Origin of the sequence: Amycolatopsis heterodermiae (assembly GCF_034929455.1) — a bacterium.
Classification (GTDB): domain Bacteria; phylum Actinomycetota; class Actinomycetes; order Mycobacteriales; family Pseudonocardiaceae; genus Amycolatopsis; species Amycolatopsis heterodermiae.
In genome coordinates, this window is the sequence record NZ_JAYFSI010000013.1 from 127,294 (window position 1) to 152,616 (window position 25,323).

At 70.5% G+C, this 25,323-nt stretch carries 26 protein-coding genes; 9 read left to right on the top strand and 17 right to left on the bottom strand.

What is annotated here, in order from left to right:
- Positions 1-125: 125 nt before the first annotated feature.
- From moeZ to VA596_RS39845, 3 genes are all read right to left on the bottom strand, one after another.
- Positions 126-1,301: an adenylyltransferase/sulfurtransferase MoeZ gene (gene moeZ / locus VA596_RS39835; protein WP_323334472.1), complete on the bottom strand. Its 1,176-nt coding sequence runs from the start codon at positions 1,299-1,301 to the stop codon at positions 126-128.
- A gap of 89 nt (positions 1,302-1,390) precedes the next feature.
- A complete protein-coding gene (locus VA596_RS39840; RefSeq protein WP_323334474.1) occupies positions 1,391-2,557 on the bottom strand; it encodes a DUF3152 domain-containing protein in 1,167 nt (388 codons plus the stop codon).
- Positions 2,558-2,636: 79 nt separating this feature from the next.
- Positions 2,637-3,545, bottom strand: coding sequence for an alpha/beta fold hydrolase (locus VA596_RS39845; RefSeq protein ID WP_323334821.1), 909 nt, complete (start codon positions 3,543-3,545; stop codon positions 2,637-2,639).
- A gap of 204 nt (positions 3,546-3,749) precedes the next feature.
- Here VA596_RS39845 and VA596_RS39850 point away from each other — a divergent pair, with 204 nt between their 5' ends.
- Complete coding sequence (locus tag VA596_RS39850; protein WP_323334475.1) at positions 3,750-4,376, top strand: TetR/AcrR family transcriptional regulator; 627 nt, start codon at positions 3,750-3,752, stop codon at positions 4,374-4,376.
- Positions 4,377-4,432: 56 nt separating this feature from the next.
- Here the strand turns inward: VA596_RS39850 and VA596_RS39855 are convergent, their stop codons facing one another.
- Together VA596_RS39855 and VA596_RS39860 are read right to left on the bottom strand one after the other, a co-directional pair.
- Positions 4,433-5,344, bottom strand: coding sequence for an alpha/beta fold hydrolase (locus tag VA596_RS39855; RefSeq protein ID WP_323334476.1), 912 nt, complete (start codon positions 5,342-5,344; stop codon positions 4,433-4,435).
- Positions 5,341-6,249 carry an AurF N-oxygenase family protein gene (locus tag VA596_RS39860; protein WP_323334477.1) on the bottom strand — a complete coding sequence of 303 codons (909 nt, stop codon included), beginning with the start codon at positions 6,247-6,249 and terminating at the stop codon, positions 5,341-5,343. The genes VA596_RS39855 and VA596_RS39860 overlap by 4 nt, the downstream gene beginning before the upstream one ends.
- Before the next feature lie 55 nt (positions 6,250-6,304).
- On the opposite strand from VA596_RS39860, the gene VA596_RS39865 reads away from it, so the two are divergent.
- Together VA596_RS39865 and VA596_RS39870 are read left to right on the top strand one after the other, a co-directional pair.
- Positions 6,305-7,072: a TetR/AcrR family transcriptional regulator gene (locus VA596_RS39865; RefSeq protein ID WP_323334823.1), complete on the top strand. Its 768-nt coding sequence runs from the start codon at positions 6,305-6,307 to the stop codon at positions 7,070-7,072.
- The gene (locus VA596_RS39870) at positions 7,069-7,386 is read left to right on the top strand and encodes a DUF4873 domain-containing protein (protein WP_323334479.1); all 318 of its coding nucleotides are present in this window, start codon (positions 7,069-7,071) and stop codon (positions 7,384-7,386) included. The genes VA596_RS39865 and VA596_RS39870 overlap by 4 nt, the downstream gene beginning before the upstream one ends.
- A 161-nt stretch (positions 7,387-7,547) precedes the next feature.
- Here VA596_RS39870 and VA596_RS39875 read toward each other — a convergent pair whose 3' ends face one another.
- The 3 genes from VA596_RS39875 to VA596_RS39885 all read right to left on the bottom strand — a co-directional run bounded on the left by VA596_RS39875 (position 7,548) and on the right by VA596_RS39885 (position 9,371).
- The gene (locus VA596_RS39875; RefSeq protein WP_323334481.1) at positions 7,548-8,006 is read right to left on the bottom strand and encodes a pyridoxamine 5'-phosphate oxidase family protein; all 459 of its coding nucleotides are present in this window, start codon (positions 8,004-8,006) and stop codon (positions 7,548-7,550) included.
- Between the two features lie 361 nt (positions 8,007-8,367).
- Positions 8,368-8,598, bottom strand: a complete 231-nt coding sequence (locus tag VA596_RS39880; RefSeq protein WP_086863970.1) for a DUF3107 domain-containing protein — start codon at positions 8,596-8,598, stop codon at positions 8,368-8,370.
- Between the two features lie 119 nt (positions 8,599-8,717).
- A complete protein-coding gene (locus VA596_RS39885) occupies positions 8,718-9,371 on the bottom strand; it encodes a ferritin-like fold-containing protein (protein ID WP_323334484.1) in 654 nt (217 codons plus the stop codon).
- Between the two features lie 420 nt (positions 9,372-9,791).
- Here VA596_RS39885 and VA596_RS39890 point away from each other — a divergent pair, with 420 nt between their 5' ends.
- On the top strand, positions 9,792-11,408 hold the full coding sequence (locus VA596_RS39890; RefSeq protein ID WP_323334825.1) for a DEAD/DEAH box helicase: 1,617 nt from the start codon (positions 9,792-9,794) through the stop codon (positions 11,406-11,408).
- A gap of 24 nt (positions 11,409-11,432) precedes the next feature.
- Entirely contained in the window at positions 11,433-12,764 is a 1,332-nt protein-coding gene (locus tag VA596_RS39895; protein ID WP_323334486.1) for an Rv3212 family protein, read from the top strand.
- Between the two features lie 875 nt (positions 12,765-13,639).
- Here VA596_RS39895 and VA596_RS39900 read toward each other — a convergent pair.
- The 7 genes from VA596_RS39900 to VA596_RS39930 all read right to left on the bottom strand — a co-directional run bounded on the left by VA596_RS39900 (position 13,640) and on the right by VA596_RS39930 (position 20,000).
- On the bottom strand, positions 13,640-14,170 hold the full coding sequence (locus VA596_RS39900; protein ID WP_323334488.1) for a hypothetical protein: 531 nt from the start codon (positions 14,168-14,170) through the stop codon (positions 13,640-13,642).
- A gap of 12 nt (positions 14,171-14,182) precedes the next feature.
- Positions 14,183-15,034: a RecB family exonuclease gene (locus tag VA596_RS39905; RefSeq protein WP_323334827.1), complete on the bottom strand. Its 852-nt coding sequence runs from the start codon at positions 15,032-15,034 to the stop codon at positions 14,183-14,185.
- An 82-nt stretch (positions 15,035-15,116) separates the two neighbouring features.
- On the bottom strand, positions 15,117-17,585 hold the full coding sequence (locus tag VA596_RS39910; RefSeq protein ID WP_323334490.1) for an alpha-L-rhamnosidase-related protein: 2,469 nt from the start codon (positions 17,583-17,585) through the stop codon (positions 15,117-15,119).
- A 126-nt stretch (positions 17,586-17,711) separates the two neighbouring features.
- Complete coding sequence (locus VA596_RS39915; protein ID WP_323334491.1) at positions 17,712-18,341, bottom strand: MarC family protein; 630 nt, start codon at positions 18,339-18,341, stop codon at positions 17,712-17,714.
- Between the two features lies 1 nt (position 18,342).
- Positions 18,343-19,215, bottom strand: coding sequence for a PHP domain-containing protein (locus tag VA596_RS39920; RefSeq protein WP_323334492.1), 873 nt, complete (start codon positions 19,213-19,215; stop codon positions 18,343-18,345).
- 39 nt (positions 19,216-19,254) lie between these two features.
- Complete coding sequence (locus tag VA596_RS39925; RefSeq protein ID WP_125307077.1) at positions 19,255-19,815, bottom strand: PH domain-containing protein; 561 nt, start codon at positions 19,813-19,815, stop codon at positions 19,255-19,257.
- A gap of 20 nt (positions 19,816-19,835) precedes the next feature.
- Positions 19,836-20,000 carry a hypothetical protein gene (locus tag VA596_RS39930; protein WP_167379843.1) on the bottom strand — a complete coding sequence of 55 codons (165 nt, stop codon included), beginning with the start codon at positions 19,998-20,000 and terminating at the stop codon, positions 19,836-19,838.
- 195 nt (positions 20,001-20,195) lie between these two features.
- Here VA596_RS39930 and VA596_RS39935 point away from each other — a divergent pair, with 195 nt between their 5' ends.
- Positions 20,196-20,609 (top strand): NUDIX hydrolase, encoded by a 414-nt coding sequence (locus VA596_RS39935; RefSeq protein ID WP_323334495.1) that lies wholly within the window; start codon positions 20,196-20,198, stop codon positions 20,607-20,609.
- A 31-nt stretch (positions 20,610-20,640) separates the two neighbouring features.
- Here the strand turns inward: VA596_RS39935 and VA596_RS39940 are convergent, their stop codons facing one another.
- Together VA596_RS39940 and VA596_RS39945 are read right to left on the bottom strand one after the other, a co-directional pair.
- The gene (locus VA596_RS39940; protein WP_323334497.1) at positions 20,641-21,738 is read right to left on the bottom strand and encodes a DUF2332 domain-containing protein; all 1,098 of its coding nucleotides are present in this window, start codon (positions 21,736-21,738) and stop codon (positions 20,641-20,643) included.
- Between the two features lie 13 nt (positions 21,739-21,751).
- A complete protein-coding gene (locus tag VA596_RS39945; protein ID WP_323334499.1) occupies positions 21,752-22,255 on the bottom strand; it encodes a MaoC family dehydratase in 504 nt (167 codons plus the stop codon).
- 311 nt (positions 22,256-22,566) lie between these two features.
- Here VA596_RS39945 and corA point away from each other — a divergent pair, with 311 nt between their 5' ends.
- From corA to VA596_RS39960, 3 genes are all read left to right on the top strand, one after another.
- The gene (corA, locus tag VA596_RS39950) at positions 22,567-23,655 is read left to right on the top strand and encodes a magnesium/cobalt transporter CorA (protein WP_323334501.1); all 1,089 of its coding nucleotides are present in this window, start codon (positions 22,567-22,569) and stop codon (positions 23,653-23,655) included.
- A 181-nt stretch (positions 23,656-23,836) separates the two neighbouring features.
- Positions 23,837-24,487 (top strand): metallophosphoesterase family protein, encoded by a 651-nt coding sequence (locus tag VA596_RS39955; RefSeq protein WP_323334503.1) that lies wholly within the window; start codon positions 23,837-23,839, stop codon positions 24,485-24,487.
- Positions 24,484-25,323 carry a chromosome partitioning protein ParB gene (locus VA596_RS39960; protein ID WP_323334505.1) on the top strand — a complete coding sequence of 280 codons (840 nt, stop codon included), beginning with the start codon at positions 24,484-24,486 and terminating at the stop codon, positions 25,321-25,323. The genes VA596_RS39955 and VA596_RS39960 overlap by 4 nt, the downstream gene beginning before the upstream one ends.

Here is a 25,323-nt window from a genome sequence, read left to right on the forward strand (position 1 = left end):
CCGGGTGCTCCACGAACGAGAAGACGCGCTGGTCACACAGTGTTTTACGACTCGGACGAAATGCCGTGAGGGGCACCCTCATGGCGCTAAAGGCCACCAGGGTGCCCCTCACGGGACAACGACTGTCAGTAGGTCGGCAGGCTCGGGTCGATCTGCTTGGCCCAGGCCAGCACGCCGCCGCCGAGGTGCGTCGCGTCCTTGAAGCCGGCCGCGTGCAGGGCCGCGAGGGCCTCCGCCGAGCGGGCACCCGACTTGCAGTGCAGGACGATCGGCTTGTCCTGCGGCAGCTCCGCCAGCGCCTCGCCCGAGAGGATGCGGTCCTTCGGGATCAGCGTCGCGCCCTTGATGTTGACGATCTCGTACTCGTGCGGCTCGCGGACGTCGATCAGCGCGAAGTTCTCGCCGCTGTCGAACTTGGCCTTGAGCTCCGCCGGCGTGATGGTGCTGCCGGACGCGGCCTGAGCAGCCTCGTCGGAGACCACTCCGCAGAACGCCTCGTAGTCGATCAGCTCGGTGATCTTCGGAGTCTCCGGGTCCTTGCGGATCTTGACCTCGCGGTACTTCATCTCCAGCGCGTCGTAGCTGATGAGACGCCCGAGTAGCGTCTCGCCGATGCCGGTGATGAGCTTGATCGCCTCGGTCACCATGATCGAGCCGATGGACGCGCACAGCACGCCCAGCACGCCACCCTCGGCGCAGGAGGGGACCATGCCCGGGGGCGGCGGCTCCGGGTAGAGGTCGCGGTAGTTGAGGCCCTTGCCGTTCGGCGCGTCCTCCCAGAAGACGCTGACCTGGCCTTCGAACCGGAAGATCGAGCCCCAGACGTAGGGCTTGCCCAGCAGCACCGCGGCGTCGTTGACCAGGTAGCGCGTGGCGAAGTTGTCCGTGCCGTCGACGATGAGGTCGTACTGCTCGAAGATCTCCAGCGCGTTCGAGGAGTCCAGCCGGTCGGTGTGCAGGTGCACCTTGACCAGCGGGTTGATCTCGGCGATCGACTCCTGCGCGGACGCGGCCTTGAGCTTGCCGACGTCGGACTGGCCGTGGATGACCTGGCGCTGCAGGTTCGACTCGTCGACGACGTCGAAGTCGACGATGCCGAGCGTGCCGACGCCGGCCGCGGCCAGGTACAGCAGCGCGGGGCTGCCGAGGCCGCCGGCGCCGATGACCAGGACCTTCGCGTTCTTCAGCCGCTTCTGCCCGTTCACCCCGACGTCCGGGATGATCAGGTGACGGCTGTACCGGGCCACCTCTTCCTTGGTGAGCTCGGCAGCCGGCTCGACGAGCGGCGGCAGTGCTGACATCGGGTCCTCCATCTCGCGCGGATCGCGTCCATCCCAGTATGACCAACGCGCGCAGGCAAACGGACCTTCCCGAGGTCCAGATGCTGGGACTAGGACTTCGGTGAGGGGTTCGGCCAGGAGTTGGGCACGCAGACGCGGCCGTCCTTGGCCACCTTGCCCTTGTCGCCGCCGGGGATGTCGTTGAGCATCGAGACGTAGTCGTCGGCGACGCCGAAGGACTGCTGCATCATCACCGGCGCGGCCTGGCCGTTGCCGGGGCAGCCGACGTGCTGGTTGCCCAGTGCGTGCCCGACCTCGTGGTTGATGGCGTACTGCCGGTACCCGGTCATGTCGGCGCCGAACGCCTTCGCGCCCCGCACCCAGCGGGCCAGGTTGATCAGCACCCGGCCCATGCTCTTGCGGTAGCAGGACGCCTCGAAGGTGATCTGGAAGCCGCAGGCGTCCGCGCGGTGCGTGGTCTCCGGCGTGGTGAGGCTCACCTTGAACGTCGGGTTGGGGAAGTTGGCGTCGACGCGCTGCAGCGCGATCTTGCCGTCCCACGTCCAGCTCTTGGGATCGGACAGGGTGCCCTGCACGGCCGTGGCGAACGCGTCGTCGCCGGCGTAGCTCGCCGGGTCGATGCCGTCCTCGACGTCCACGGTGTAGGTGTAGAGCTTCCCGTTGCCCACCTTCGGGCCGTTGCCCGGCACGGTGTGCCACGTGCCGGCGCCGGCCTGGGTGAACGGGCTGCCGTTCGGCAGGTCGGCGGTCGGCACCTGGAGGTCGACCGGCGTGGCCGGGTTCTCGGGGATGCCCTGGCCGTCGTCGCCGTCGATGGAACCGCCGGAGGTGTCCCCGCCCGCCGACTCGACGCTGGGCCCGGAGCCCTGCTCGGCGATCGGCTCGGCCGGGCTGTTCGCGGTGTTGACCACGACGAGCACGGTCAGCACGACGAGGATCGGCAGCGCGTAGACGCGCCAGCCGTAGGTCCCGGTGAGCTTGGCGAAGGTGGTCTTCGGGGGCTCTTCGGCCTTCTTGGTCTCCTGGGCTTCCTTGTGCGGCTTCCAGGAGGCGCTCAGCGGCTCGGCGGAGGTCCGGCGCCCGCCCGGGCGGTAGCGGTCCTCGCTGACGCGCTGGGCCGGCGCCTTCGACGGGCGGTACTGCCCGGTGCGCGGGGAGTCTTCGGGATCGGGGGCGCCTTGCGCGGGCCGGCGGGCCGACGCGCGGTGGGGAGCCCGCCGATCTTCGCCTCGCTCGTCCTGCTTCACCCGGTCCACCGCACCAGGGTGCCACAGCGCCGGAGCGGCACCCTCGGCGACTGGCGGATCACGAACGATCAGTTGTCGCCCGATCGGGCTACCAATTCCCGGCTTCGACGTGCTCCCACATGCCGAGGACGGCCTTCGCGACGGCGATCGGCCGCTCCATCTGCGCCACGTGGCCGGTGCGCGGGAGCACGAGCAGCCGGGCCCGCGGGATCGCGCGTGCGGTGCGCATGGCGCGCCGCACGGAGATGACCCGGTCCTCGCGGCCCCAGACGACCAGCGTCGGCGCCTTGACCAACGGCGCCAGCGACCACAGCGACGCCTTCCCGACCGCCGACCACGCCCGGAAGATGCCGAAGGTGCTGCGCGCCATCGCGGGCGCGGCCCAGGCGAAGCCCGCGCGGGCGCCGTGTTCCTCGGTCAGCTCGTCGAGCCGGCTCTCCGGGAACTTCGACGGGTCCGCGAAGCACAGCTTGATGACCTGGGCGGCGCGTTCCCGCGGGCCCATCGCGGCGAGCTGGGCGCGCACCCGCGCGCCGACCAGCGGCAGGTAGGCCAGCGCCATCCGCGGGTCCGACAGCCGCCGCGGGTCGGGGCGGCGGTCGGGCATCGCGGGCGAGATGAGCGTCAGCGTCTTGACGAGCTCCGGGTGCCGCGCGGCCAGGATCAGCGCGATGGCACCGCCCATGGAGTTGCCGAGCAGGTGGACCGGCGCGCCGACCTCCCGGACGTGCCGCGCGACGACGTCGGCGTGCGCTTCCAGGCTGAAGTCGAACCCGGCTTCGGGCTCGGACCAGCCGAAGCCGGGCAGGTCCGGCGCGGTGCCGCCGGCGACCGGCGCGAGCAGCGCGGCCAGGTCGGTCCAGTTCGTCGACGAGCCGCCGAGGCCGTGCAGGTAGACCGCCGGAACGCCGTCCGGGCCCGGGGTGCGGCGGACCTGGAGCCGGGCGGTGCCGACCTCTTCGAAGGTCGCCGGCCACGGCGGCAGCACCGGCTCGATCGACGGCAAAGCCCTGGTCGAGAGGGGCACGTGGGTCACCGGCGGGCGGGCCGGGCCGACGTCGCCGGGGCGGTGGGCGGAGGTCTTCACGGCTCCAGGATGCCCGACACTTGGCACAGCGGGCGTACCGGCGAGTAATCTTCAGGGCGACTTCACGCGGTGGCGACCCCGCCCGTCGAAGGGGCTGAAGACGGGAGGAAGAGCATGACGGAGATGACGCGGTTGCAGCAACGAGGGGTGCGCTTGCCCCGGACGGAGCGCCGGGCCCAGCTCCTCGCCGCGGCGCAGCGGGTCTTCGCCGAGAACGGCTACCACGCCGCCGCCATGGACGAGATCGCCGAGGTCGCGGGCGTCAGCAAGCCGGTGCTCTACCAGCACTTCCCCGGCAAGCTCGACCTGTACATCGCGCTGCTCGAGAGCCACGTCGACGAGCTGGTCAAGCGCGTGCAGAACGCGCTGGACTCGACGACGGAGAACAAGCAGCGCGTCCCGGCCACGGTCGGCGCGTTCTTCGACTTCGTCAGCAACGACGCGGGCGCGTTCCGCATGGTGTTCGAGTCCGACCTGCGCGGCGAGCCGGCGGTCCAGGAAGCGGTGGACCGCGCGACCTCGGCGAGCGTGGACGCGATCACGGACACGATCACGGCGGACGCCGGCCTCGACGAGGACAAGGCGCGGCTCCTGGCGGTCGGGCTGGTCGGGATGAGCCAGGTCAGCGCCCGGTTCTGGCTGCAGCACCACCAGTCGATGAGCCGCGAGGAAGCAGTGGCCCTGACGGCGAACCTGGCCTGGCGCGGCATCGGCGGCGGCTTCCCGCTGAAAGACTCGTAACGCCCGCTGCCAAAGGCGGCACTTTCACGTGAAAGTGCCGCCTTTGGCAGTGACTGTCAGTTCGTGACGGCCGTGCGGACCAGGGCCGAGATGCGGCGCGCCACCTCGTAGGGGCGTTCCTGCGGCAGCATGTGGCCGGCGCCCGGGTAGCGGACGAACTCCGCGTGCGGCAGCTCGTCCGCGATCACCTTCGCGTGCGCCAGCGGGCAGAGCCGGTCCTTCTCCCCCGCCAGCACCACCGACGGGACGTCGCAGAGCGCGCCCAGGCCGCCGATGCCGCGGTGCGACGCGATGGCGTCCAGGAACAGCCCGGCGCTCGCCGGGTGCGCGCACAGCAGCTGCTCGACGACGCTGTCCACCTGGGCGCGGCCCGGCCGGTCGCCGAAGACCAGGCGGCGCGACCCGGATCGGACCATGCCCGGGCGCAGGCGCAGCGTGTCCGACCGCAGGCCCGCCAGCAGGCGGGCCAGCCGCGGCTCGAAGCGCGTGACGCCCCGGCCGACCAGGCCCGGGAACCCGAGCGTCAGCCGGTCCATGTCGCCCGACGACGTCGCGACGAACGCCGCCCCCGCGAGCCGCTCCCTGACGAGCGCGGGGTGCCGTTCGGCGAGCACCATCAGCGTCATTCCGCCCATCGAGTGACCGGCGAGCACGAGCGGCCCGTTCGGGACGCGGTCGGCGATCAGCTCGGCCAGGTCGTCCGCGAGACGGGCGATCGACGCCGAGCCGGGACGCGCGTGCGCCGAGCCGCCGTGGCCGCGCAGGTCGTAACGCAGCACCCGTACGCCGGGATCCAGGTGTGGCAGCACGAAGTCCCACGTCCGGTGGTCCTGCGTCCAGCCGTGCACCAGCACCAGCGTCACGGCGGAGTCGGCGGGCCCGGACAGCTCGACGTGCAGCGCGGCGCCGTCGCTCGCGACGAACCGGTGCGCGAGCGACGGGTCGCGCAGCCGCGACGCGGTGGTCACCGGCCCGCCGGGAGCAGGAAGGACTTGCGCCAGAAGAACTTCCCGGGCAGGCCGACCAGACCCGACTCCTCGAGGAACGGCATGATCTTCTCCCCGGCCCAGGCGATCGTGCCCTGCCAGTGCGGGTTGTTCAGGGCCGCTTCGACGCCGTCACGCGGCCGGATGCCGACCACCTTGTAGACGTTCGGGTTGATGAACGCCCGCGTCACGAAGTACGAGATGAGCGCGATGATGAACTGCTGGTAGGCGATCTCGGCCTTGGACAGCTTCGCCATGCCGCGCGTGACCTCTTCGCGGGCGAAGGTGACGTGCCGCGCCTCCTCCAGCACGTGGATCCGGTTGACCATCCGGACCAGCGGCTGGACGCCGTCGTCGTTCATCTGCTCGCGCTGCAGCCGGTCGAGCACCTCCTCGGCGACCAGGATCGCGCCGTAGCGCGCCGGGCCGTAGGAGATCGTCGGCATCAGTTTCGCGAGGCGTCGCAGCCACGGCACCGGGCCGTAGGCGGGGCAGCCGATCCGCGACGCCATCCGCGCGAACATCGTCGAGTGCCGGCATTCGTCGGCGATCTCGGTGAGCGCGAACTGCGCGTGCGCGGACGTCGGGTCCTGCTCGTAGACCTCCTTGAGCAGCATCTGCATCAGGAGGATTTCGAACCACAGCCCGGTGGTCGCGACGCTGGCGACCTCGTGTTTCCCGAGCTCGATGCGCTGCTCGGGCGTCAGCTTGTCCCAGAGCGGGGTGCCGTAGAGCGACGAACGCTCGTCGAGGATGAACCGCTTGCCCTCGACCAGCGGCGCGGTCCAGTCGATGTCGACGTCGGGGTCGTAGAACTTGTTCGCCGACGACTTGAGCAGCCGCTCCGCGGTCTTTTCGCGATCCGGTTCCTTCAGCGTCCGCGTCATTGCCGACCACCCCTTCCGAAACATGTAACTTGCGGTAACAGTTACCTTTGGTAGCATCCCTCTCGTGATCGAACGTGTCAAGCGCTCCGGCAAGCAGTCCAAGCCCTCGTCGCGCGACGGCGAAGCGACCGGCGACGCCCGCCGCGACCGCTGGCGCAAGCACCGGATCGCGCGGCGCAAGGAGTTCGTCGAGGCCGCCCTGCGCGCGCTCGACACGCACGGCCCGGACCTCGGCATGGAGGACGTCGCCGCCGAGGCGGGTGTCACGAAACCCGTGCTGTACCGGCACTTCGACGACAAGGCCGACCTCTACGTCGCCCTCGGCCAGCGCGGCACGGAGATCCTCTTCGAGCGGCTGATCCCGGCGATCAACGCCGAGCTCGCGCCGGTGCCGCGGATCCGGATGGCGCTCGACGCGTTCTTCACCGTGATCGAGGAGCACCCGAACCTCTACCGGCTGCTGGCGCACGGCCGGCCGGAGAAGCCGGTCAGCTCGGACGTCGTGGCCGAGGACAAGGAACTGATCGCGACGGCGCTGACCGCGCTGCTCGGCGACTACATGCGGATGTTCAACATGGACTCCGGCGCGGCCGAGCCGTGGGCGCACGGCATCGTCGGCATGGTCCAGAACACCGGCGAGTGGTGGCTGGACCGCCGGTCGATGGGCCGCGACGCCGTCGTCGAGTACCTGACGCAGATCATCTGGGCGGCCATCGACGGGCTGACCCGCCAGAACGGCGTGGTCATCGACCCGAACCTGCCGCTCGAGGCGAACAAGGTGGTCCAGCTGGGCCGCACGGACCCCGTGGAGGAAACGTCATGAGCGACCACGACGAAGACGGCTACAGCGGCGAAGCGACCCTGGTGGTCGACGGCGTCTCGCTGACGGCCCAGGTGGAGCTGCGCGGCTACTTCCAGCCGATCGACGGCTTCTACCGCTGGTACGGCCGGGTGGCGGTGCACGACGAGCTGGCGCGCCTGGCCGGCGGCAAGAAGAAGGCGGTTTCGATCCAGGCGGGCCCGCACACCGCGACGGGCGAACTGTCGGACCCGGACCCGTGGGGCCGCTACCGCATCACGGGCACGAGCACCCCGCCGTTCCACGTGCCGACCACGCTGGAAGAACTCAACGCCTGAAGGTCCGTGAAGGCCACTTTCCGGGACTCTACGTCCCTCAAGGTGGCCTTCACGTCTTTCGCTGCCGCCCGCGACGGCGCTCGCCCCGGAGAAGGCGCCGTCGCGGGCGGAGCGGCAGGAACCGGCTCGGCCACCCGCGCGGTGGCCGTGCCGGGATTGGCTCAGTTCGCGACGCGCGGGGCCGGCAGGTCGCGGCCCGGCAGCCAGCCGTTGGCGATGTCCGTGGCGCGCCAGCCACGCACGCTCAGGCGGACGGCCGCGACCGGGGCGTCCAGGAACGGCGCGGCCTCCGGGACCTTCGCGACCAGCTGCTCGCGCACCCGCGTGTCCTGCTCGCCCGCCACGATCTCCGCCAGCGCCTGCGCCTGGAGGAACGGCTGCATCGGCGAGCCGGTCGACACGACCAGCGAGACCACCGGGTTCTCCTGGATCGCCGCGAGCGTCCGGCCGCGCCGCTCCAGCACGAGGTTCAGCGTGAACGGGTCGCTCTCGGCGAAGTACACGCCGCCGACCCAGGACCCGTCGCTGCCCGAGGTGGCGAGGAACAGCGACTTGTGCGTCGACAGGGTGTTCCGCACGAGATCCGCCACGGCGGTCGCCGTGGGTTCGACAGTGGTCATCTACCGCTCCGAGAGAGTGCCCGTCCGGGCCCCGCGGCGCCGGATCGCCAGCCGAAGCTAGAGGGCGAAACCCCGACACACCAACAAGAACTCACCGATCCGGTGAACCTGGGGCAGGACCGTTCCGGCCACGGCTGGAGCCGCGTCATCGCCCGTTCGAGCGGGGCCGCGCCCGATCCGGCGACGGCAGGCCACCGACGCGATGAGCGCGACCGCCGAGAAGGCCACGAAACGGGTGAGGGGCGACCACGTCCGGGCGCCGTCCCGAAGACCCGGTCAGGCGGACGGCCGGTCCGCTCCGGGGAGCGAGACCGGCCGTGGCCTGGTGTCAACGGCTCCGAATCGAGCCGTCAGTGTGCTGTCAGTCGCCGACGCCGAAGCCGACCTTGCGGACGTCCGACGGCGCGATCTCGACGTAGGCGATGCGGTCGGAGGGCACGATGTACTTCCGGCCCTTCTCGTCGCTGAGGCGGAAGAGCCCGTCACCGGCCGTCAGGGCCTCGGCGACCAGCTTCTCCACCTCTTCGGGAGACTGGCCACTGGACACCACCAGCTCGCGCGGGGTGTCCTTGATGCCGATCTTGACCTCCACGTGGGACCTCCGCTGGAAATTCGTAAGGGATGTGCTCGGCAAGGCTAACCGAACCGGGTCGTTGCGGTGCCGCATGTCCGCGCCCGGCCACTTCGTCGTGTCTCGGTACTCCATCGGGATCAGCCCAGGCCGAGCGCCTGCATGCGCTTCGTGTGCCCCTGTTGCAACCGCCGGAACAGTGCCGCAATTCCGGAGAGGTCGCCCGATCCGCCGATGATGAGCTCGGCCAGGCCGTCGCGCTCGGCGACGACGTACTGGGCCTGCGTGAGGGCTTCGCCGAGCAGGCGGCGCCCCCACAGCGCGAGCTTGTCGCGGGTCTTGGGGTCGACTTCGATCCCGGCAGCCACCTCGCGCTCGGCGAAGGCGGAGTGCCCGGTGTCGGCCAGCACGGTGAGCACCAGGTCCTTGGTCTCGGGGTCCAGCCAGCTGGCCATCTCCCGGTAGAGGTCGGCGGCGAGCCCGTCGCCGACGTAGGCCTTGACCAGCGACTCCAGCCACGACTTCGGCGGGGTGGAGGCGTGCCAGTCGTCGATGTGCTTCGGGAACGGCGCCATCGCGTCCTCGATCGCGACGCCGTGCGCGGCCAGGTGCGCGGACAACAGGCCGTAGTGACCGATCTCGGCGGCCGCCATGGCCGCCAGCGCGGCCCGCCCGGCCAGCGTGGGGGCGCTGCGCGCGTCCTCCGCCAGCCGGTCGAACGCGGACAGCTCGAGGTAGGCGATCACACCCAGAAGGTCGACGACGCCTTCGGTGATCTCTTTCGGGTCGGTCACGGCAGCAGGGTATCGCCGAAGCACCCGGGCGTGTCGGGACGAGACCGATCCCACTGCCTCCGGCGTGCCGGGTACTGTTGAAAAACTGCTGACCAGGTACACTGCCTTTGATTAGAGCTTCCGTACGCCATACCGGCGGTCGGGAAACAGGCTGGCCAGGAGGCTGGCCGACGTACTGCAATGTGCGTGCACGCCTCTTCCGGCATTCCCGGGACGGACCGGTTCCGCGCTTCACATCAGCGCTGGGAACCAGGGTTTACTCCCGGTCGAGTGTCGAAACGGGACTCAGGGTTGTGCGCGCTGGTCACGAGAGAGGCGATCACCCTGACCGCAGAAAACCCCACAACCGAACAGAACTCCCCCGCCGTCGCGCTGGAACACAGCGAGACCGGCCCGGCCGCGCTCGACACGTCGCACCCGCTGCAGGCGGGCGTCGAGGTCGAGCCCGAGGCCCCGACCTTCGCGTCGTTCGGCGTCAAGCCGGAGATCATCAAGGCCCTCGCCGAGGTCGGCATCGAGCGGACCTTCGCGATCCAGGAACTCACCCTGCCGCTGGCGATGGCCGGCGACGACCTCATCGGCCAGGCCCGCACCGGCATGGGCAAGACGCTGGGCTTCGGCGTCCCGCTGCTGCACCGCGTCGAGGTGCCGGGCGACGGCACCCCGCAGGTGCTCGTCGTGGTCCCGACCCGCGAGCTGTGCATCCAGGTCGCCAACGACCTCAAGGGCGCCGGCAAGCACCTCGGCATCCGCACCCTGGCCATCTACGGCGGCCGCCCCTACGAGCCGCAGATCGAGGCGCTCCGCAAGGGCATCGACGTCGTGATCGGCACCCCGGGCCGCCTCCTCGACCTCGCGGAGCAGCAGCACCTGGTGCTCGGCAAGGTTCGCGGCCTGGTGCTCGACGAGGCCGACGAGATGCTCGACCTGGGCTTCCTGCCCGACATCGAGCGCATCCTGCGGATGGTGCCGGACGAGCGCCAGACGATGCTGTTCTCGGCCACCATGCCGGGGCCGATCATCACGCTGGCCCGCACGTTCCTCAACCAGCCGACGCACATCCGCGCCGAGGAGAACGACGCGAGCGCGATCCACGAGCGCACCACGCAGTTCGTCTACCGGGCGCACTCGATGGACAAGCCCGAGGTCATCGCCCGCATCCTCCAGGCGTCCGACCGCGGCCTCACGATGATCTTCAGCCGCACCAAGCGCACCGCGCAGAAGGTGGCCGACGACCTGGTCGAGCGCGGGTTCGCCGCGGCGGCCGTGCACGGTGACCTGGGCCAGGGCGCCCGCGAGCAGGCCCTGCGCGCGTTCCGCTCCGGCAAGGTCGACGTGCTGGTCGCGACCGACGTCGCCGCCCGCGGCATCGACATCGACGACGTCACGCACGTGATCAACTACCAGTGCCCGGACGACGAGAAGACCTACGTCCACCGCATCGGCCGCACCGGCCGCGCGGGCCGCACCGGTGTCGCCGTCACGCTCGTCGACTGGGACGAGATGCCGCGCTGGAAGCTCATCTCGGACACCCTGGGCCTCGACAAGCCGGAGCCGGTGGAGACGTACTCGTCTTCGAAGCACCTGTACGAGGACCTGGGCATCCCGGAGGGCACCACCGGGCGGCTGCCGCTGGCCAAGCGCACCCGCGCGGGCCTGGGCGCCGAGGTCGAAGAGGACCTGGGCGGCAAGCGCCGTGGCCGTGGCGCCCAGGGCCGTGGCAACACCGCGGCCGGTGGCCCCGAGTCGCCGTCGTCCGAGGAAGCGCCGCGCAAGCGCAACCGCACCCCGCGCAAGCGGACCCGCGGCGGCTCGCGTGCGGCCGAGGCGATCGAAGCCGCCGACAACGCGGCCGCCCCGTCCGAAGACGGCGCTGCCGAAGGCCGCACCCGGACCCGCCGCCGCACCCGCGGCACGGCTCCGGAGACGGCCGGCCCGGTGGAGAAGGAGTCCGGCGAGAACGCCGAACGCCCGGCTCGGCGGCGCCGCCGTCGCCGCCCGGCCGCGACTTCTGATACACCTGCGTCGGCAGACTGAGGCTTTAGCGCGGGGAGCGGGTAAGTGAGCGACGAGGACAAGGCTGCTTCTCCCTTGCCCGAAGAAGAGCCTTCGGAAGCCGCTTACGGCTCCGAAGACGTCCTTGACGACGTCGAACCCGCTCCGCCCGAGCCGCGGGTCAAGGCACGCCGTTCGCCTTGGAACCGCGGCCGGGACCGCGTGCTCGCCGCGGTGATCGCGGTGCTGGTCGTCGCGGTCGCGCTGGTCATCGGCACGACCAGCGACAGCGCGGCGACCGACCGGACCGAGGCGGACCCGCCGCCGCCGCTGCCCGCGGCGCCGAACGCGGTGCCCGGCTCGCTGGCCGAGATCTGGAGCGCCCGCAGCGGCGCGACGCCGGTCCCGGTGTCCAGCGGCGATTCCGTCGTCACGGCGGACGGCGGCGAGGTCGCCTCGCGCGATCCGCTGACCGGGCAGATCCGCTGGCACTACACGCGTGATCTGCCGTTGTGCACCATGAACGAGACGTGGGGGCGGGTCAACGCCGTCTACCACAAGACGGAGAACTGCAGCGAGGTCACGCAGCTCGACCCGGGCACCGGCCGGATCACCGCCCAGCGCAACGGCAACGCCGAGCTGGGCACCCAGCTGGTCAGCGACGGCTCGCACGTGACCACCACCGGCAAGAAGCTGCTCGACACCTGGCGCGACGACCTGGTGCAGAGCGCCGAGTACGGCCAGGTCCCGGCGCTGGTCAACGCGGGCAAGCAGCCGCGCACCGGCTGCACGTACGGCACGGTCGCGGCGGCGTCGGGCAAGGTCGGCGTCATCGAGCGCTGCCCGGGCGACCCGGCGGACCGCCTGACCGTCTACAAGGCGGCGCCGGAGAAGGACGACGAGCCCCAGGTGGCGTTCAGCTCCGTGCTGGCCGGCAAGCGGGCGCGCGTGATCGCGATGTCGGGCGACCTGACGGCGGTGGTCCTGCCGGACCAGAAGCTCCTGGTGGTCTTCAACGGCGACGGTTCCCAGCGCACGGCCTACCCCCTGGACGTCCCGGCGGCCGACCTCGCCGCCGACCCCCCGAGCGGCACCGAAGCGACCACCCAGACCGCGGCGGGCGTGTACTGGTTCAGCGGCTCGAAGGTGGTGGCCATGTCCCGCGACGACCTCTCGCCGCGCTGGACCCTGAGCAGCGCAATGGGCCCGGGCGTGACGTTCGCGAGCCAGCTGGTGGTCCCCATCAAGGGCGGCCTGGCGGTACTGAACGAAAACGACGGCTCCACGATCCGCACGGTGGGCGTGGACCGCCGCGGCTACACGGGCCCGGTCCGGCTGGGCACAGCCGGCCCAGTCCTGCTGGAAGAACGCGGCACCACCCTAACCGCCCTGAAGTAACCCAGCCCCCAAGTCGACTCCATCACACGTGTCGACCCTTCAATCACGCGAGTCGACTCCCCCATCACGAGTCGACTCCCCAATCACGCGAGTTGGCTCTCCAATCACACGTGTCGACCCGCCAACCACGCGAGTCGACTCCCCCATCACACGAGTCGCCCTCCCGGTCCCACGAGTTGGCTCCCCAGCCACTCGTGTCGACCCGCCAAACACACGTGTCGACTGCCCAATCACACGAGATGCCCCTTCAGACACGCGAGATGCCCTCTGGATCACGCGTGATGCCTCTCCAATCACGTGAGATGCCCGCCTGATCACATGGGTTTCGCGTGTTCAGGCACGGAACTCGCTTGATCCAGGTCGTGACCGGCGTGATTGGGGCCGGAACTCGCGGGTTCCGGGGCTGATCGCGCAAGATCCGGAGCCGATCAGGCGAGTTTTGGGGCCGGTCACGCGAGGTCCGGCTGGTCACGCCAGTTCCGGAGCTAATCACGCGAGATCCGAAGCTGGTCACGCCAGTTCCGGCCGGTCACGCGAATTTCGGGGCCGGTCACGCCAGTTCTGGACCTGGTCACACGAGTTTCACGGCCGGTCACGCAAGATCCGAGCTGGTCACGCCATTTCCGGCGCTAGTCACGCGAGATCCGAGGCTGGTCACGCGAGTTGCGGCCTGATCACGCGAGAACCGGGGCTGGTCACGCGAGATTCAGTGCCGGTCACGCCAGTTCCGGCGCTGGTCACACCCTTGCGGGCGTGAACACGCGAGATCTGGGACTGATCACGCGAGTTGGGGGGCGAGATCCTGGCTGATAAGCGAGATCCGCAGCCGGTCATGCGAGTTTCGGGGCTGGTCACGCAGGCTGCGGGCGGGTTCGTCAGGTGAGCCAGAAGAGGGTCAGCGCGGAGACCACGAACAGGACCACCGCGATCCCCGCGCCAGCGGCGGGGAGGCCGTTGCGGCGGTCGGCGACTCGCTGGGCCAGCAGTGCCAGTGCCGCGGCGATCGGGTGGCCGATCAGCAGTACCGGGCCGGGGCCGGGGGCGTCCGTGTACAGGCAGACTCCCGCTACCACCAGCACTCCGATGGCCAGGACCGTGAGGCCCGCGGCCAGTGAGCCGGTGAAGCCGCGCCACCAGCGGCCGCCCTGTTTGGCCGGTTTGCCTGCCGCTTGCTCGACGGTTTCCGGCGAAGCAGCTTCATCCGAGCTGGCTGTGGCAGCTTTCTCGTCGGCGCCGGCGCCTCGCTCGTCCGCGCCAGGCTCGGGGACGGGCGCCGCGCCAGCTGCGCTGGGCTCCGCCTCCGGTGCCGCCTCCGCTGCGACCGGCTGAGGCGCCGTTGGGTCGGTGTTCGGCCTTGGGGTCGGCAGTGGGACCGTTGCCAGTTCCTCGGTTTCCGGTGCGGCCACTTTCTCTCCTGTTCAGGGCGCGAGCAGGTCCCACGGCTGCGCCTGCGGGGCTGCTTCCTGGCCCACCGCGCAGCTCGGCCTGAAGTCGCACCAAGCGCAGCGCCGGTCTGGGCGGGCCGGGAACACCACGTTCTCGTCGCCGCCCGCGTCCAGGGTATCCGTGGCCAGCCTCAGGTCACCGGCGGTCTCTTCGGCGCGTTGCAGGTGCCGTTGCAGGCTCTCCGGGGTGTGCTCGGCCGCGGCGATCGTGCCGGTCGGGAGGTGGTGCAGCTCGACCGTGGTGCACGGCGTGCGCAGCGTGCGCGACGACGCCACCGCGTACAGCGCCAGCGCCTGCGACGCCCGCGCCTCGAACTCGTCCGGCGGGCGGCGGCCCGTTTTGTAGTCGACGATCACCAGCTCGCCGTCACGCTGGTCGATGCGGTCCGTACGGCCTTCGATGATCATCGACGGACGCTCCCCCGGCGTCGCGCTGACCGGCGCCGACACCCAGCGCTCGAGCCCGACCGGGTCGTGGGTGACGTCGTTGTCCTCGACGTACTCCGCCACCCAGCCCTTCGCCCGCGCCCGGTAGCGCGCGGCCTGCTCGGCGTCCTCGAAACCGGCGTCCTTCCAGTGCTCGGCGACGAGCGCGACGGCCCGCTGCGGCACCCGCTTGGCCGCCGGCAGGTCGAACAGCGCCCGCAACGCGTTGTGCACCACCGCGCCGAGCGTGCTGTGCGCCCACGGCCCGGTGCGCTGCGGGGTCGGCCGCGTCAGGTACGACAAGCGGTACCGGCGCGGGCAGTCGTCGAAGGTGGCCAGCCGCGCCGGCGACACCTTCGTCAGCCGCACCGGTTGCGCGACACCGAAATCGAAGCCCATCTGCTCCTTCACGGTTCCCCACGCTACGCACCACCACCGACACTTTCCGCGCGGGGCGGGCCGCCCCGCGCGGAAAGCACCGCTACTTCACGACGAGCACCGTGTGGGTGCCGCCGCTCACCTGCAGAGTCGTGCTCCGCACGGGATGCCCGTCCAGCAGCACGACACGACCGGCCGGCACCACCAGCGAGCCGGACGTCCCTCGCGGCGCCGTCACCGTCAGCGAGAACACCGGACCGACCTGGGTCCACGACGCCGACAGCGCGCCCTTCGGCGTCGGCACCGCGCCGCGCGCCCAGGCGACGTTGCCCGGCTTCGGCGCCACCTGCCACGTCGCGAAGCCGGGTGACGTCGGCGAGACGCCCAGCAGCTCGTTCGTCAGCGCCGGCACGACGCCGGTCGACCAGCCGTGCGCCGCCGACGTGTAGCCCTGCTCGTAGTGCGAACCGCCGTCGCCGATGCCCTCCCAGTCCGTGATGCCCGGGTCGTGGCTGGTCATCCAGCCGTACATCCGCTTGATCTGGTCGATCGCGGACGCCGCCTGGCCCGTCTGGAACCGCGCCACCAGCTCCGGGTACGACGTGAACGCGTAGACGCGCTTGGTGCCGTCCGAGACCAGGGTGTCGTTGTCCATGAACGGGTTCCCGTACGGCAGGGCCCCGGCGGCCAGCCGCGCCAACGAAGACGAAGACTGCGCCGGCGACGCGATCCCGGCGACGATCGCCTGGCTGTTGCCGTCCTGGCCGTGCCGCACCGCGCCCGTCGCCGAGTCGAGGTACGCCCCCGCCGCCGGGTCCCACAGGTACTGGTTCACCGCCGCCGCGACGCCGGACGCCCGCGAGAGCCAGCGATCCGCGTCAGCGGCGTGCCCGGTCGCCCGAGCGAGCCCGGCTGCGCCTTGAAGCGCGCGGACGTACAACGCGTTGTAGTACGTCACTTCGCCGGTCCGCGGGAGGAACGCGTAGTCGCCGTAGCCGCCGGTCCCGTTGAGGCCCTTCGAGAGCAACCCGTGCGCGTCGGTGACCGACGGGTACCACGCGTCGAGCGTCTTGACGAGGTTCGCGTAGTACGAAGACGCGTACCCGGTGTCGCCCGTGTAGAGCACGTAGTCCCAGCTCGCGGTCACCCACCAGAGCGGGTAGTCGAACAGCGGGAGCGTGTAGTCGTTGATCGACGCGGGCGGGATCCAGCCGTCCGCGCGCTGGTGGTCGGCCAGGTCGGCGAGCACGTTGCGGGCCGCCGTGCCGTCCTGGTGCGTCAGGTACTGGGTCAGCCCGGAGATCGCGACGTCGCCGACGTACGGGTCCCGGTCGCGCTTCGCGCCGTCGTGCAGCACGACCTTCCCGTCGAGCGACGGCGAAAACGCGCCACGAGGGTCCACATCGGACTCGCGGAACGTGTCCATGCCCAGCTCGTTGGTGTAGGAAGCGTTGTACCAGTAGCGGTTCAGGGCGTCGTCGGACGACTCGAACCAGCCCTTGTAGGTGCTCGGCGTGCCGAGGAACGGCGTGAAGTCGAGCGAGACGCCGGTGATCCGCACCTCGCCGGACGCCTGGGTCAGCGGCGCGTCCGACGCGAGCGCGTCGAGGCTGATCCGCAGGTAGCGGAAGCCGCGCAGGCCGTCCGCGCACACCTGCGTGCCGCTCTGGCAGCCCTTCGTGTCCCGCCAGACGGTCGGCTGCACCGGCACGGCGATCTGGTCGCTGCCCGGGCCGCCGGAGAAGTCCGACCGCGAGAAGTCGGAGCGTTCTCCCAGGTACTGCTGGGTTTCCGAGGTCGACACGCGGATTCCGGGGTGGTTCGCCGACGCGCCGGCGAAGGAGATCTTCGGGTACCCCGAGACGACCTTGCCGAAGTCGAGCACCGCGACCGGCGTCGGCGGGTCGGCGACCAGGCCCGGCCACACCTCGGTGACCCGGCTGAACTCGCCCGACGGCGTCGCCTGGTCCTTCGTCACGGTGATCCGGACCTGCGTGGTCGTCACCGCGCGGTCGAACGCCACCGTGCGCTGCACGTCGGTGTTGCCGGTGACGGTGGCCGCGGTGCGCCACGCGCCGCCGTCCAGCACCTCGACCGTGTAGTCCTGCGGCACACCGTCCACACTGGACAGCACGGTGACGCCGGGGAGCGCGACGGGCGCGCCCGAGGTGATGGTCAGGACGTCCGGGTAGGCGCCGATCGTGTCGTCGTTCCAGAACGTGTCGGTGTTGCCGTCGACGGCGTTGCCGGGGTCGTACGTGCGCGGCTGGCCGTTGCCGCCGTTGTTCGGGGCGTGGAACGACGACGCGGCCGCGGTCGTCCCGCCCGGCCAGGCCGGCTTCGGCGGCGGCGCCTGTCGCTTGAGCGTCGTGACGCCGCGGCCGAGCAGGCCGTTCGGGTTGGTGACGTCGCCGGTGGTCGACAGCACGCGCACCGGACGGACGTCCCGGCTCGCGGGTGCGACGACGTACTTCTGCCAGCTCGGCGCGGCCACGGCGGTCGCCGCGGGCACCGCCGCCACGCCGCTCGCCACCAGCACCGTGACCGGCAGGACTGCTCTGAGCCACTTCATCGAGGCCTCCGCAAGGCGCTTGAATCGTTTCAACCGCTGAGTTGAGATTCAGGCTGCGGGAGGCGCGCCAACGATGTCAACGCACCGGCCGGATCCTGTCCGGCAGGACAACCCGAGTGGCGGGGGTCAGCTGCCGCCGGCGATGAAGCCGCGCACGGAGTTCGCGACGAGCTCGACGGCGATCGCCGCGAGCAGCAGGCCGGCCACCTTGGCCAGCAGCGTGATGCCGCTTTCCTTGATCAGCCGGATGACGACGCCGGAGTAGCGCATGCAGATGTAGATCACGAAGTGCGTCGTGACGATGGCCAGGGCCAGGGCGATGTACGCGCCGACGTGGCCGTCGGCCTGCCGGACGAACACGATGGTCGCGGCGATCGCGCCCGGCCCGGCCAGCAGCGGCGTGCCGAGCGGCACGAGCGCGACGTTGACGTCTTCGGTGGCCGCCTCCTGCTCGTGGCCCCCGCCGGTCAGCAGCTGCAGCGCGATGAGCAGGAGCAGCAGGCCGCCCGCGCCCTGCAGGGCCGGGATGCCGATGCCGAGGTAGGCCAGGATCGCCTGGCCGGCGACGGCGAAGAGGCTGATCACGAGCAGTGACACCAGGACGGCCTGCCGGGCGGCGCGGGCGCGCGTCGCGAGCGGCTTGCGGCCGACCAGGCTCAGGAACACCGGCACCGTGCCGGGCGGGTCCATGATGACGATCAGGGTGATCGTCGCGCTCATGAAGAGCTTGGCGTCGAAGAAGTCGGCGATCGCCATTTCAGCCCTTCACGACCTGGAAACCGGTCGCGCGCGCCATCAGCTCGTCCAGCTGCCCCGGGTCGGTGGTGCACTCGCCGAGGGCGATGGTCTTGTTCGTGCCGTGGTAGTCGCTCGAGCCGGTGACCAGCAGGCCGAGCTCGCCGGCGAGCGCGCGGGTGCGGGCGCGGGTGGCCGGGTCGTGGTTCGGGTGGTCGGCCTCGACGCCGGTGAGCCCGTGCGCGGCCAGCCCGGCGAGGGTGTCCTCGCTGATCGTGGCGCCGCGGCTGAAGGCGAAGGGGTGCGCGATGACCGTGACGCCGCCGGCCGCGGCGATCATGTCGATCGCCTCTTCGACCGGGGTGTCGCGGCGGGCGACGTAGTACCCGCGGCGGGGGTTCAGGTAGTCGGCGAAGGCCTCGTCGACGGACTTGACCAGCCCGGCCCGGACCAGCGCCTGGGCCAGGTGCGGGCGCCCGGGCGGCGAGTCCTCGGGCAGCAGGCCGAAGATCTCGTCGGCGTCGATCGGCAGGCCGTCGGCCGCCATCCGCTCGGCCATCTTGCGCAGCCGCGTCCGGCGTTCGATCCGCAGGCGGGTCTGCTCGGCGACGACGGCCTCGGAGGTCGGGTCGAAGAGGTAGGCCAGCAGGTGGACGCTGATCTGGCGGCCGGTCTCGGGGTTGATCGAGACGGTGGACAGCTCGGCGCCGGGCACCAGCGTCAGGCCGGGCGGGATGGCCGCGGTGGCCGGGGCCCAGCCCGCGGTGGTGTCGTGGTCGGTGATCGCGACGACGTCGAGCCCGGCTCTCGCGGCCGCGGCGACGAGCCCGGCCGGCGAGTCGGTGCCGTCGGAAGCGGTGGAATGGGCGTGCAGGTCGATGCGCATCGTGACCATTGTCGACGATGCGCTACGTCACACGTGCGCCGGGATGAGTCAGCCGACCGGCTTCTTGCCCCGGGCGGCCCGCTGGGCCTTGATCATCGAGAAGCGCTCGGCCTGCTTCTGCTTGTCGCCGAAGACCAGCTCGGAGATCGTGTCGTAGAACTCCTCCGGCCGCGGCAGGAAGTCGATCTTGTTGAGCGCCTGGATCTGACCGGCGGACTCGACCACCATCGTGCCGTAGCCCATCATGCGGCCGGTCGCCGTGCGCACGTAGCTGAGGTCGGTGACCTTGCTGATCGGCATCATCAGCACCTTGGTCGTGAACACCCCGGTGGTCATGACGAACCGCTTGTCCGTGACCACCAGCCGCTCGACCCACCACTCCATCACCACGTAGGCGAACCGCAGCACGACGAGCAGCGCGACGTACCAGAGGATGTTCTGGCCGATGTACAGCGCAGGTGGCAGCAGGTAGGACACCAGGACGCAGATGGCGAGCAGAGCCGCCGCCTCGAAGGTGTCCCACAGCAGCACCGCCCAGTGGCGGCGGATCCGGATGACCCGCCGCTCGGTGTCGAGGAGGTACTCGTCGGGGTCGCGTGGCGCGAACATGGTTCGAGGGTAGCCCCCTGTCAGCCCTTGAACACGTTACTGACGAAGGTGATCACCGATTCGGCCGAGCTGCGCAGGAAGTCGACGATGTTGCCGACAAGGCCCGCGGCCTGACCGGGCTGGGCAATGACGAAGAACAGCACCAACGCGATACCGGCGAGGCCCGCAATCTTCTTCACGTTCACCGCGATCAAATCCCGTCTCTTACGGTGACACCGGACAAGAGGTAAATCCTGACTTTTTACGTTGTACCGCACTGAAGGGGCGCGAGGGAGGAAAGTCCCGCGCTTGGGTCAGTACGCGGTCCAGAGTGTACCGCACGGCTACTCTCCGTGTACAGGACATCGGTTTTCAAGTCGGTCACGTCTACCCTTCGGGATATGGAGGGCTCCATCGACACCACGGTCCGCTGCGTCGGCGGGATCGCGTACGACGACCAGGGCCGATTACTGCTCATCCGGCGGGCCAATGACCCCGGTTCGGGGCAATGGTCGCTGCCGGGCGGACGAGTCGAACCCGGCGAATCGGACGAAACGGCCGTGATCCGCGAGATGCGGGAGGAAACGGGTCTCGACGTGATTCCGGGCACAGTGATCGGCACCGTGACCCGCGGCCGCTACGAAATCCACGACTACGCCTGCCGCGTCACGGGCGGCGTGCTCACCGCGGGTGACGACGCCACGGACGCCCGCTGGTCCGATGCGGCAGACCTTTCGGACATGGACGCGACCGGCCGGCTCGTTGATCTCCTGTACGTGACGCTGCGCGATTGGAACGCCCTGCCGCGGGCCTGAGCCCGCGGCATCGGGGTGGTTTCGGGGACTGCTAGACCGGCAGCCAGGTCATCCGCTGCCCGTGGGGCGCCGTGCGGGCCAGTGCGTGCGCCTCCGGCTTCCCGTCGTCCCAGCGGACCACGCCCAGCGTGGCCAAACCGTCACCGACCAGGTCGCCTCGGCCGGGCAGCACACCCTCGAGCGCCGCGCCGTAGAACTCCTCCGAGACCCACCACACCGGCCGCGAGGCCGCCAGGGCCGCCAGCGCGTCGACGAACGCCGCGCGCTTGTCGGCCCCGAAGTAGGCCAGGACGTGGCTCGTCAGCACGACCAGGGGCGTCTCTGACGGCAGCGTCGCGGCCGCCGCGGCCAGGTCGTCCACACCGTCCCCGGTGATCAGCGGGGGCCGGTGCTTGGCCTGCTCGGCCGCCGCCGTGCGCAGCAGCCGGATGCGGTCCGGCTGGTCGGCCCAGACGCACGCCTCCAGCCAGGCCAGCTCGTCCTCGTCCGAGACGTCGACCGGGGCCCGGTCCAGCCCGGCGCGCGCGACCACCGCGAGCTTCTTCGGCAGCTTGGGCGCCACCGCGCCCGGGGCCAGGTCGAGCGCGCAGTGCAGGCCGACCGCGGCCTTGGCCGGGCCCGCCGTCAGCTGCTCGCCGCCGTCGCACTGGTAGCGGTAGCCGAAGCGGTCCAGGCCCAGCAGCAGGCCGGCGCTGCAGCCGACCTCCAGCAGCGAGACCTTCCCGCCCGCCTCCTTCGCCGCCCGGGCGACGGCCGGGTACAGCAGCGCGGCGCGGCGGACCTCGTTCGTCTGGGTGTAGCGCGACGCGATCAGCGCGCGGGCCTTGTCCGCCCGTTCCAGCAGGAACGACCGGAACAGCGGCCAGGTTTCCGAGTCGACGCCGTCGAACCCGCCCAGGGACGGGTAGTACCGCGACAGCGGGTGGATCGGGTCGGCCTGGACGAGCCGGTGCGCGGTCGCCATCAGCAGCGTCGCGCGCGCCTCACCGTCGCGGGCGGCGCTCAGCAGCCCCGCGACGTCGTCGTCCTCGGCCGCCTGCGTCGCGAGGTGGTCGTACAGCGGCGAAACCCCGCGCGCCTCGACTTCCGCGAACGTGCGCAATACGCCCTTGATCCGGTCCAAGTCCATCAGCGCGTCCCGATCACTCGTGCGGGGTCGGCCGGCCCGGCTGTTCCCCGCCCCGAGTCTCCCCGTAGGAGCGCTTCGGGACCATCACCTTCCGCCGGAAGGTGCACACGATCAGGCCGTCCTGCTTGTACCCGCGGGTCTCGACGTACACGACACCGCGGTCGTCCTTCGACTTCGACGGCGTCTTGTCCAGCACCTCGGTCTCGCCGTAGATGGTGTCGCCGTGGAAAGTGGGCTTGACGTGCTTGAGGGACTCGACCTCGAGGTTCGCGATGGCCTTGCCCGAGACGTCCGGCACGGACATGCCCAGCAGCAGCGAGTAGACGTAGTTGCCGACGACGACGTTCTTGCCGAAGTCGGTCGTCTCTTCGGCGTAGTGCGCGTCGAGGTGCAGCGGGTGGTGGTTCATGGTGATCAGGCAGAACAGGTGGTCGTCGTACTCGGTGACCGTTTTGCCCGGCCAGTGCTTGTAGACCGCACCGACCTCGAACTCCTCGTAGTACCGCCCGAACTGCACTCGTCTCTCCTGTTCCGCGTAACACCGCGTGAGCCTGGTACGACACGCATTCGTAGTGAGGAGTACCCTCAACCATTGGTTGTCGCTCGTCAACGCGAGCCCTGCCACTCTGTACCCGGCCGAAGGAGGTGAGGAACTCGATGAGTAGTGGCGATAGTCCGCTCCCTAGTAGTCCCAGCGTTCCCACCTCACCCGCCGGCCGGCTCATCTCTCGGTAGGCCCCTTCCCGGGAACGCTGGTGTCGCCGGGCGGACGCGTTCCGCCCCTGGTCAGTCGTCTCGCACGACCACGCACGACGCCCAGGAGATCCCATGCCTGCCATTCCCTCGCTCGGCGGCCTTCGTGGCCGCGGCAACAGCCGGGCCAAGGCCGTCCCCGTCCGGCCGATCCCGGTGCCGCTGTCCGCCTACGTCGTGGACTGCGCGGTGTACGTCGGCGGCAAGCGCCTGCCCGGCCGCTGGACGCACATCGAGGCGATCAAGGAGGTCCGCAAGCGCCACGAGGGGTTCGTCTGGATCGGGCTCCACGAGCCCGACGCGAACCAGATCCAGGGCATCGCGGAGACGTTCGGGCTGCACGAGCTGGCCGTGGAAGACGCGCTCGAAGCGCACCAGCGGCCGAAGCTGGAGCGCTACGACGACACGCTCTTCCTGGTGGTCAAGACCGTCCGGTACGTCGAGCACGAGTCGCCGACCACGGCGAACGAGATCGTCGAGACCGGCGAGCTGATGGTGTTCCTCGGCCGCGACTTCGTGATCACCGTCCGGCACGGCAACCACTCCGGACTGGCCCGGCTGCGCCGCGAGCTGGACGACGACCCGGAGCGGCTGCAGCTCGGCCCGGCCGCGGTCGTGCACGCCATCTCCGACCACGTCGTCGACCACTACCTCGACGTCACGGGCCGGATCGAGAACGACATCGACGTGATGGAGGCGCAGGTCTTCGCGCCGCGGTCGCAGGTCAGCGCCGAGCAGATCTACCTGATGAAGCGGGAGGTCCTGGAGCTGCGCCGCGCGGTGATGCCGCTCGCGACGCCGGTCCAGCGGCTGGCCGAGGGCTACACGCGGCTGGTGCCCGACGAGGTCCGCTCCTACTTCCGCGACGTCGCCGACCACCTCACGACCGTGTCGGAGCGGGTGGCGGCGTTCGACGAGCTGCTGTCCACCCTGGTCGACGCGACCGTCGCGAAGATCTCGCTGCAGCAGAACACCGACATGCGCAAGATCACGTCGTGGGCGGCGATCATCACGGTGCCGACGATGATCGCCGGGATCTACGGCATGAACTTCGACTACCTGCCCGAACTGCACTGGAAGTTCGGGTACCCGCTGGTGATCACCGTGATCCTGGCGATCTGCCTGTTGCTGTACCGAATATTCCGGAAGAACGGCTGGCTCTAGGTCCCCTTTTTCCCCACCGCCGGAATCGGAGAATTCGTGATGCCTCGCATGCTGTCCAACCTCAAGGCCTGGGCCCTCGCCCTCAGCCTGCTGTGGATCTTCGTCATCACTTTCGTCATCGTCGCCGACCCCGGGTTCGCGCACGGCATGAAGTGAGGCCCGGGCGTCGTACCCTGGGTCCGTGACGAAAGCGCTGGTGGTCGCCGACGAGGTGGACGAGCGGTTGTGGACCGACGCGGTCCGCACCCGCCCCGTCGACCTCGTCATCGGCGCCGGCGACCTCCCCTACGACTACCTGGCGTTCCTCGCCAGCGCCCTGGACGCGCCGTGCGTGTTCGTGCCCGGCAACCACGACCCGGACCTGAGCGGCTACACCCGCTACGGCGGACTGTCCATGAAGGACGGTTTCCCGACGGTCTGGCCGGGCCCGGCGGGCGGCGTCAACGCCGACGGCCGGGTGGTCGACGTCGCCGGGATCCGGTTCGCCGGGCTCGGCGGCTCGATCCGCTACAACGACGGGCCGAACCAGTGGACGCAGGCCCAGCAGGGACGCCGGGCCCGCGCGCTGGAGCGGCGCGCCCGCCGTCGGCACCGCCGCGACGGCCGTGACGTCGACATCCTGCTGACGCACTCACCGCCGCTGGACCTCGGCGACCGCGAAGACCCGCCGCACCGCGGGTTCTCCTGCCTGCACCGGACGATCGAGCGCCTGCGCCCGAAGTGGCTGCTGCACGGGCACATCCACCCCCACGGCGAGCCGGTGCCCGACCGGGTCGTCGGGGCCACGCGGATCCGCAACGTGGTGGGCCACCGGATCATGGAGTTATCGTGAAAGAGACGGGATTCCCGCGCGCGGACGCCGAAAACGACTTCCTGCGCGCCCGGCGTCAGCAGGTGCTTTCGCGCCTTTCGACGTGGCTGCGCCGCGAGCCCGACGACGTCAACATCATGCTGCCGTTCCACGAGGTGGTGGAGGCGCTCGGCTACCAGGGCGAGAGCCGGATCGGCCTGCGGGTGATCAAGCTGGACTCGATCGCCGGCACGGTCGACCGCAGCCGCGACTTCGACCGCCGCTTCCGCCCGACGTCCGGCCGCGTCCGCGAACGCTGGGAACGGCTGGCCCTGGCCGCACGCCGCGGCGAGGACATCCCGCCGATCGAGGTCTACCGCGTCGGCGAGCTGCACTTCATCATCGACGGCCACCACCGGGTCTCGGTCGCCCACGCGCAGGGACTGTCCACAATAGAGGCATCGGTGACGGTGGTCCGCACCAAACTCGACCCGAGCGGCATCCGCCACCGCGGCGACCTGATCGTCAAGGACTACCGCAGGCTGTTCCTGGAGCGCGTCCCCCTGACCGGCCACGCCCGCGCGTCGGTGATCGTCACGGACCCGTGGGACTACGCGAAACTGGGCGAGCACGTGGAAGCGTGGGGCTTCCGGCTGATGCAGGACGAGGGCAAGTTCTGCGACCGCGTGAGCATCGCCCACCGCTGGTTCGAGGAGGAGTTCGTCCCGGTGGTGGGAATGCTGCGGCAGGCGGGGATGGTCGGTGATCGGACGGACGCCGAGGCGTACATGTGGGTGGCGGCGGAGCGGTACCGCCTGATCCGGACCCATCGGTGGGACGACGAAGTGATCGAGCAGCTGCGGAGCCAGCGGAGCTAG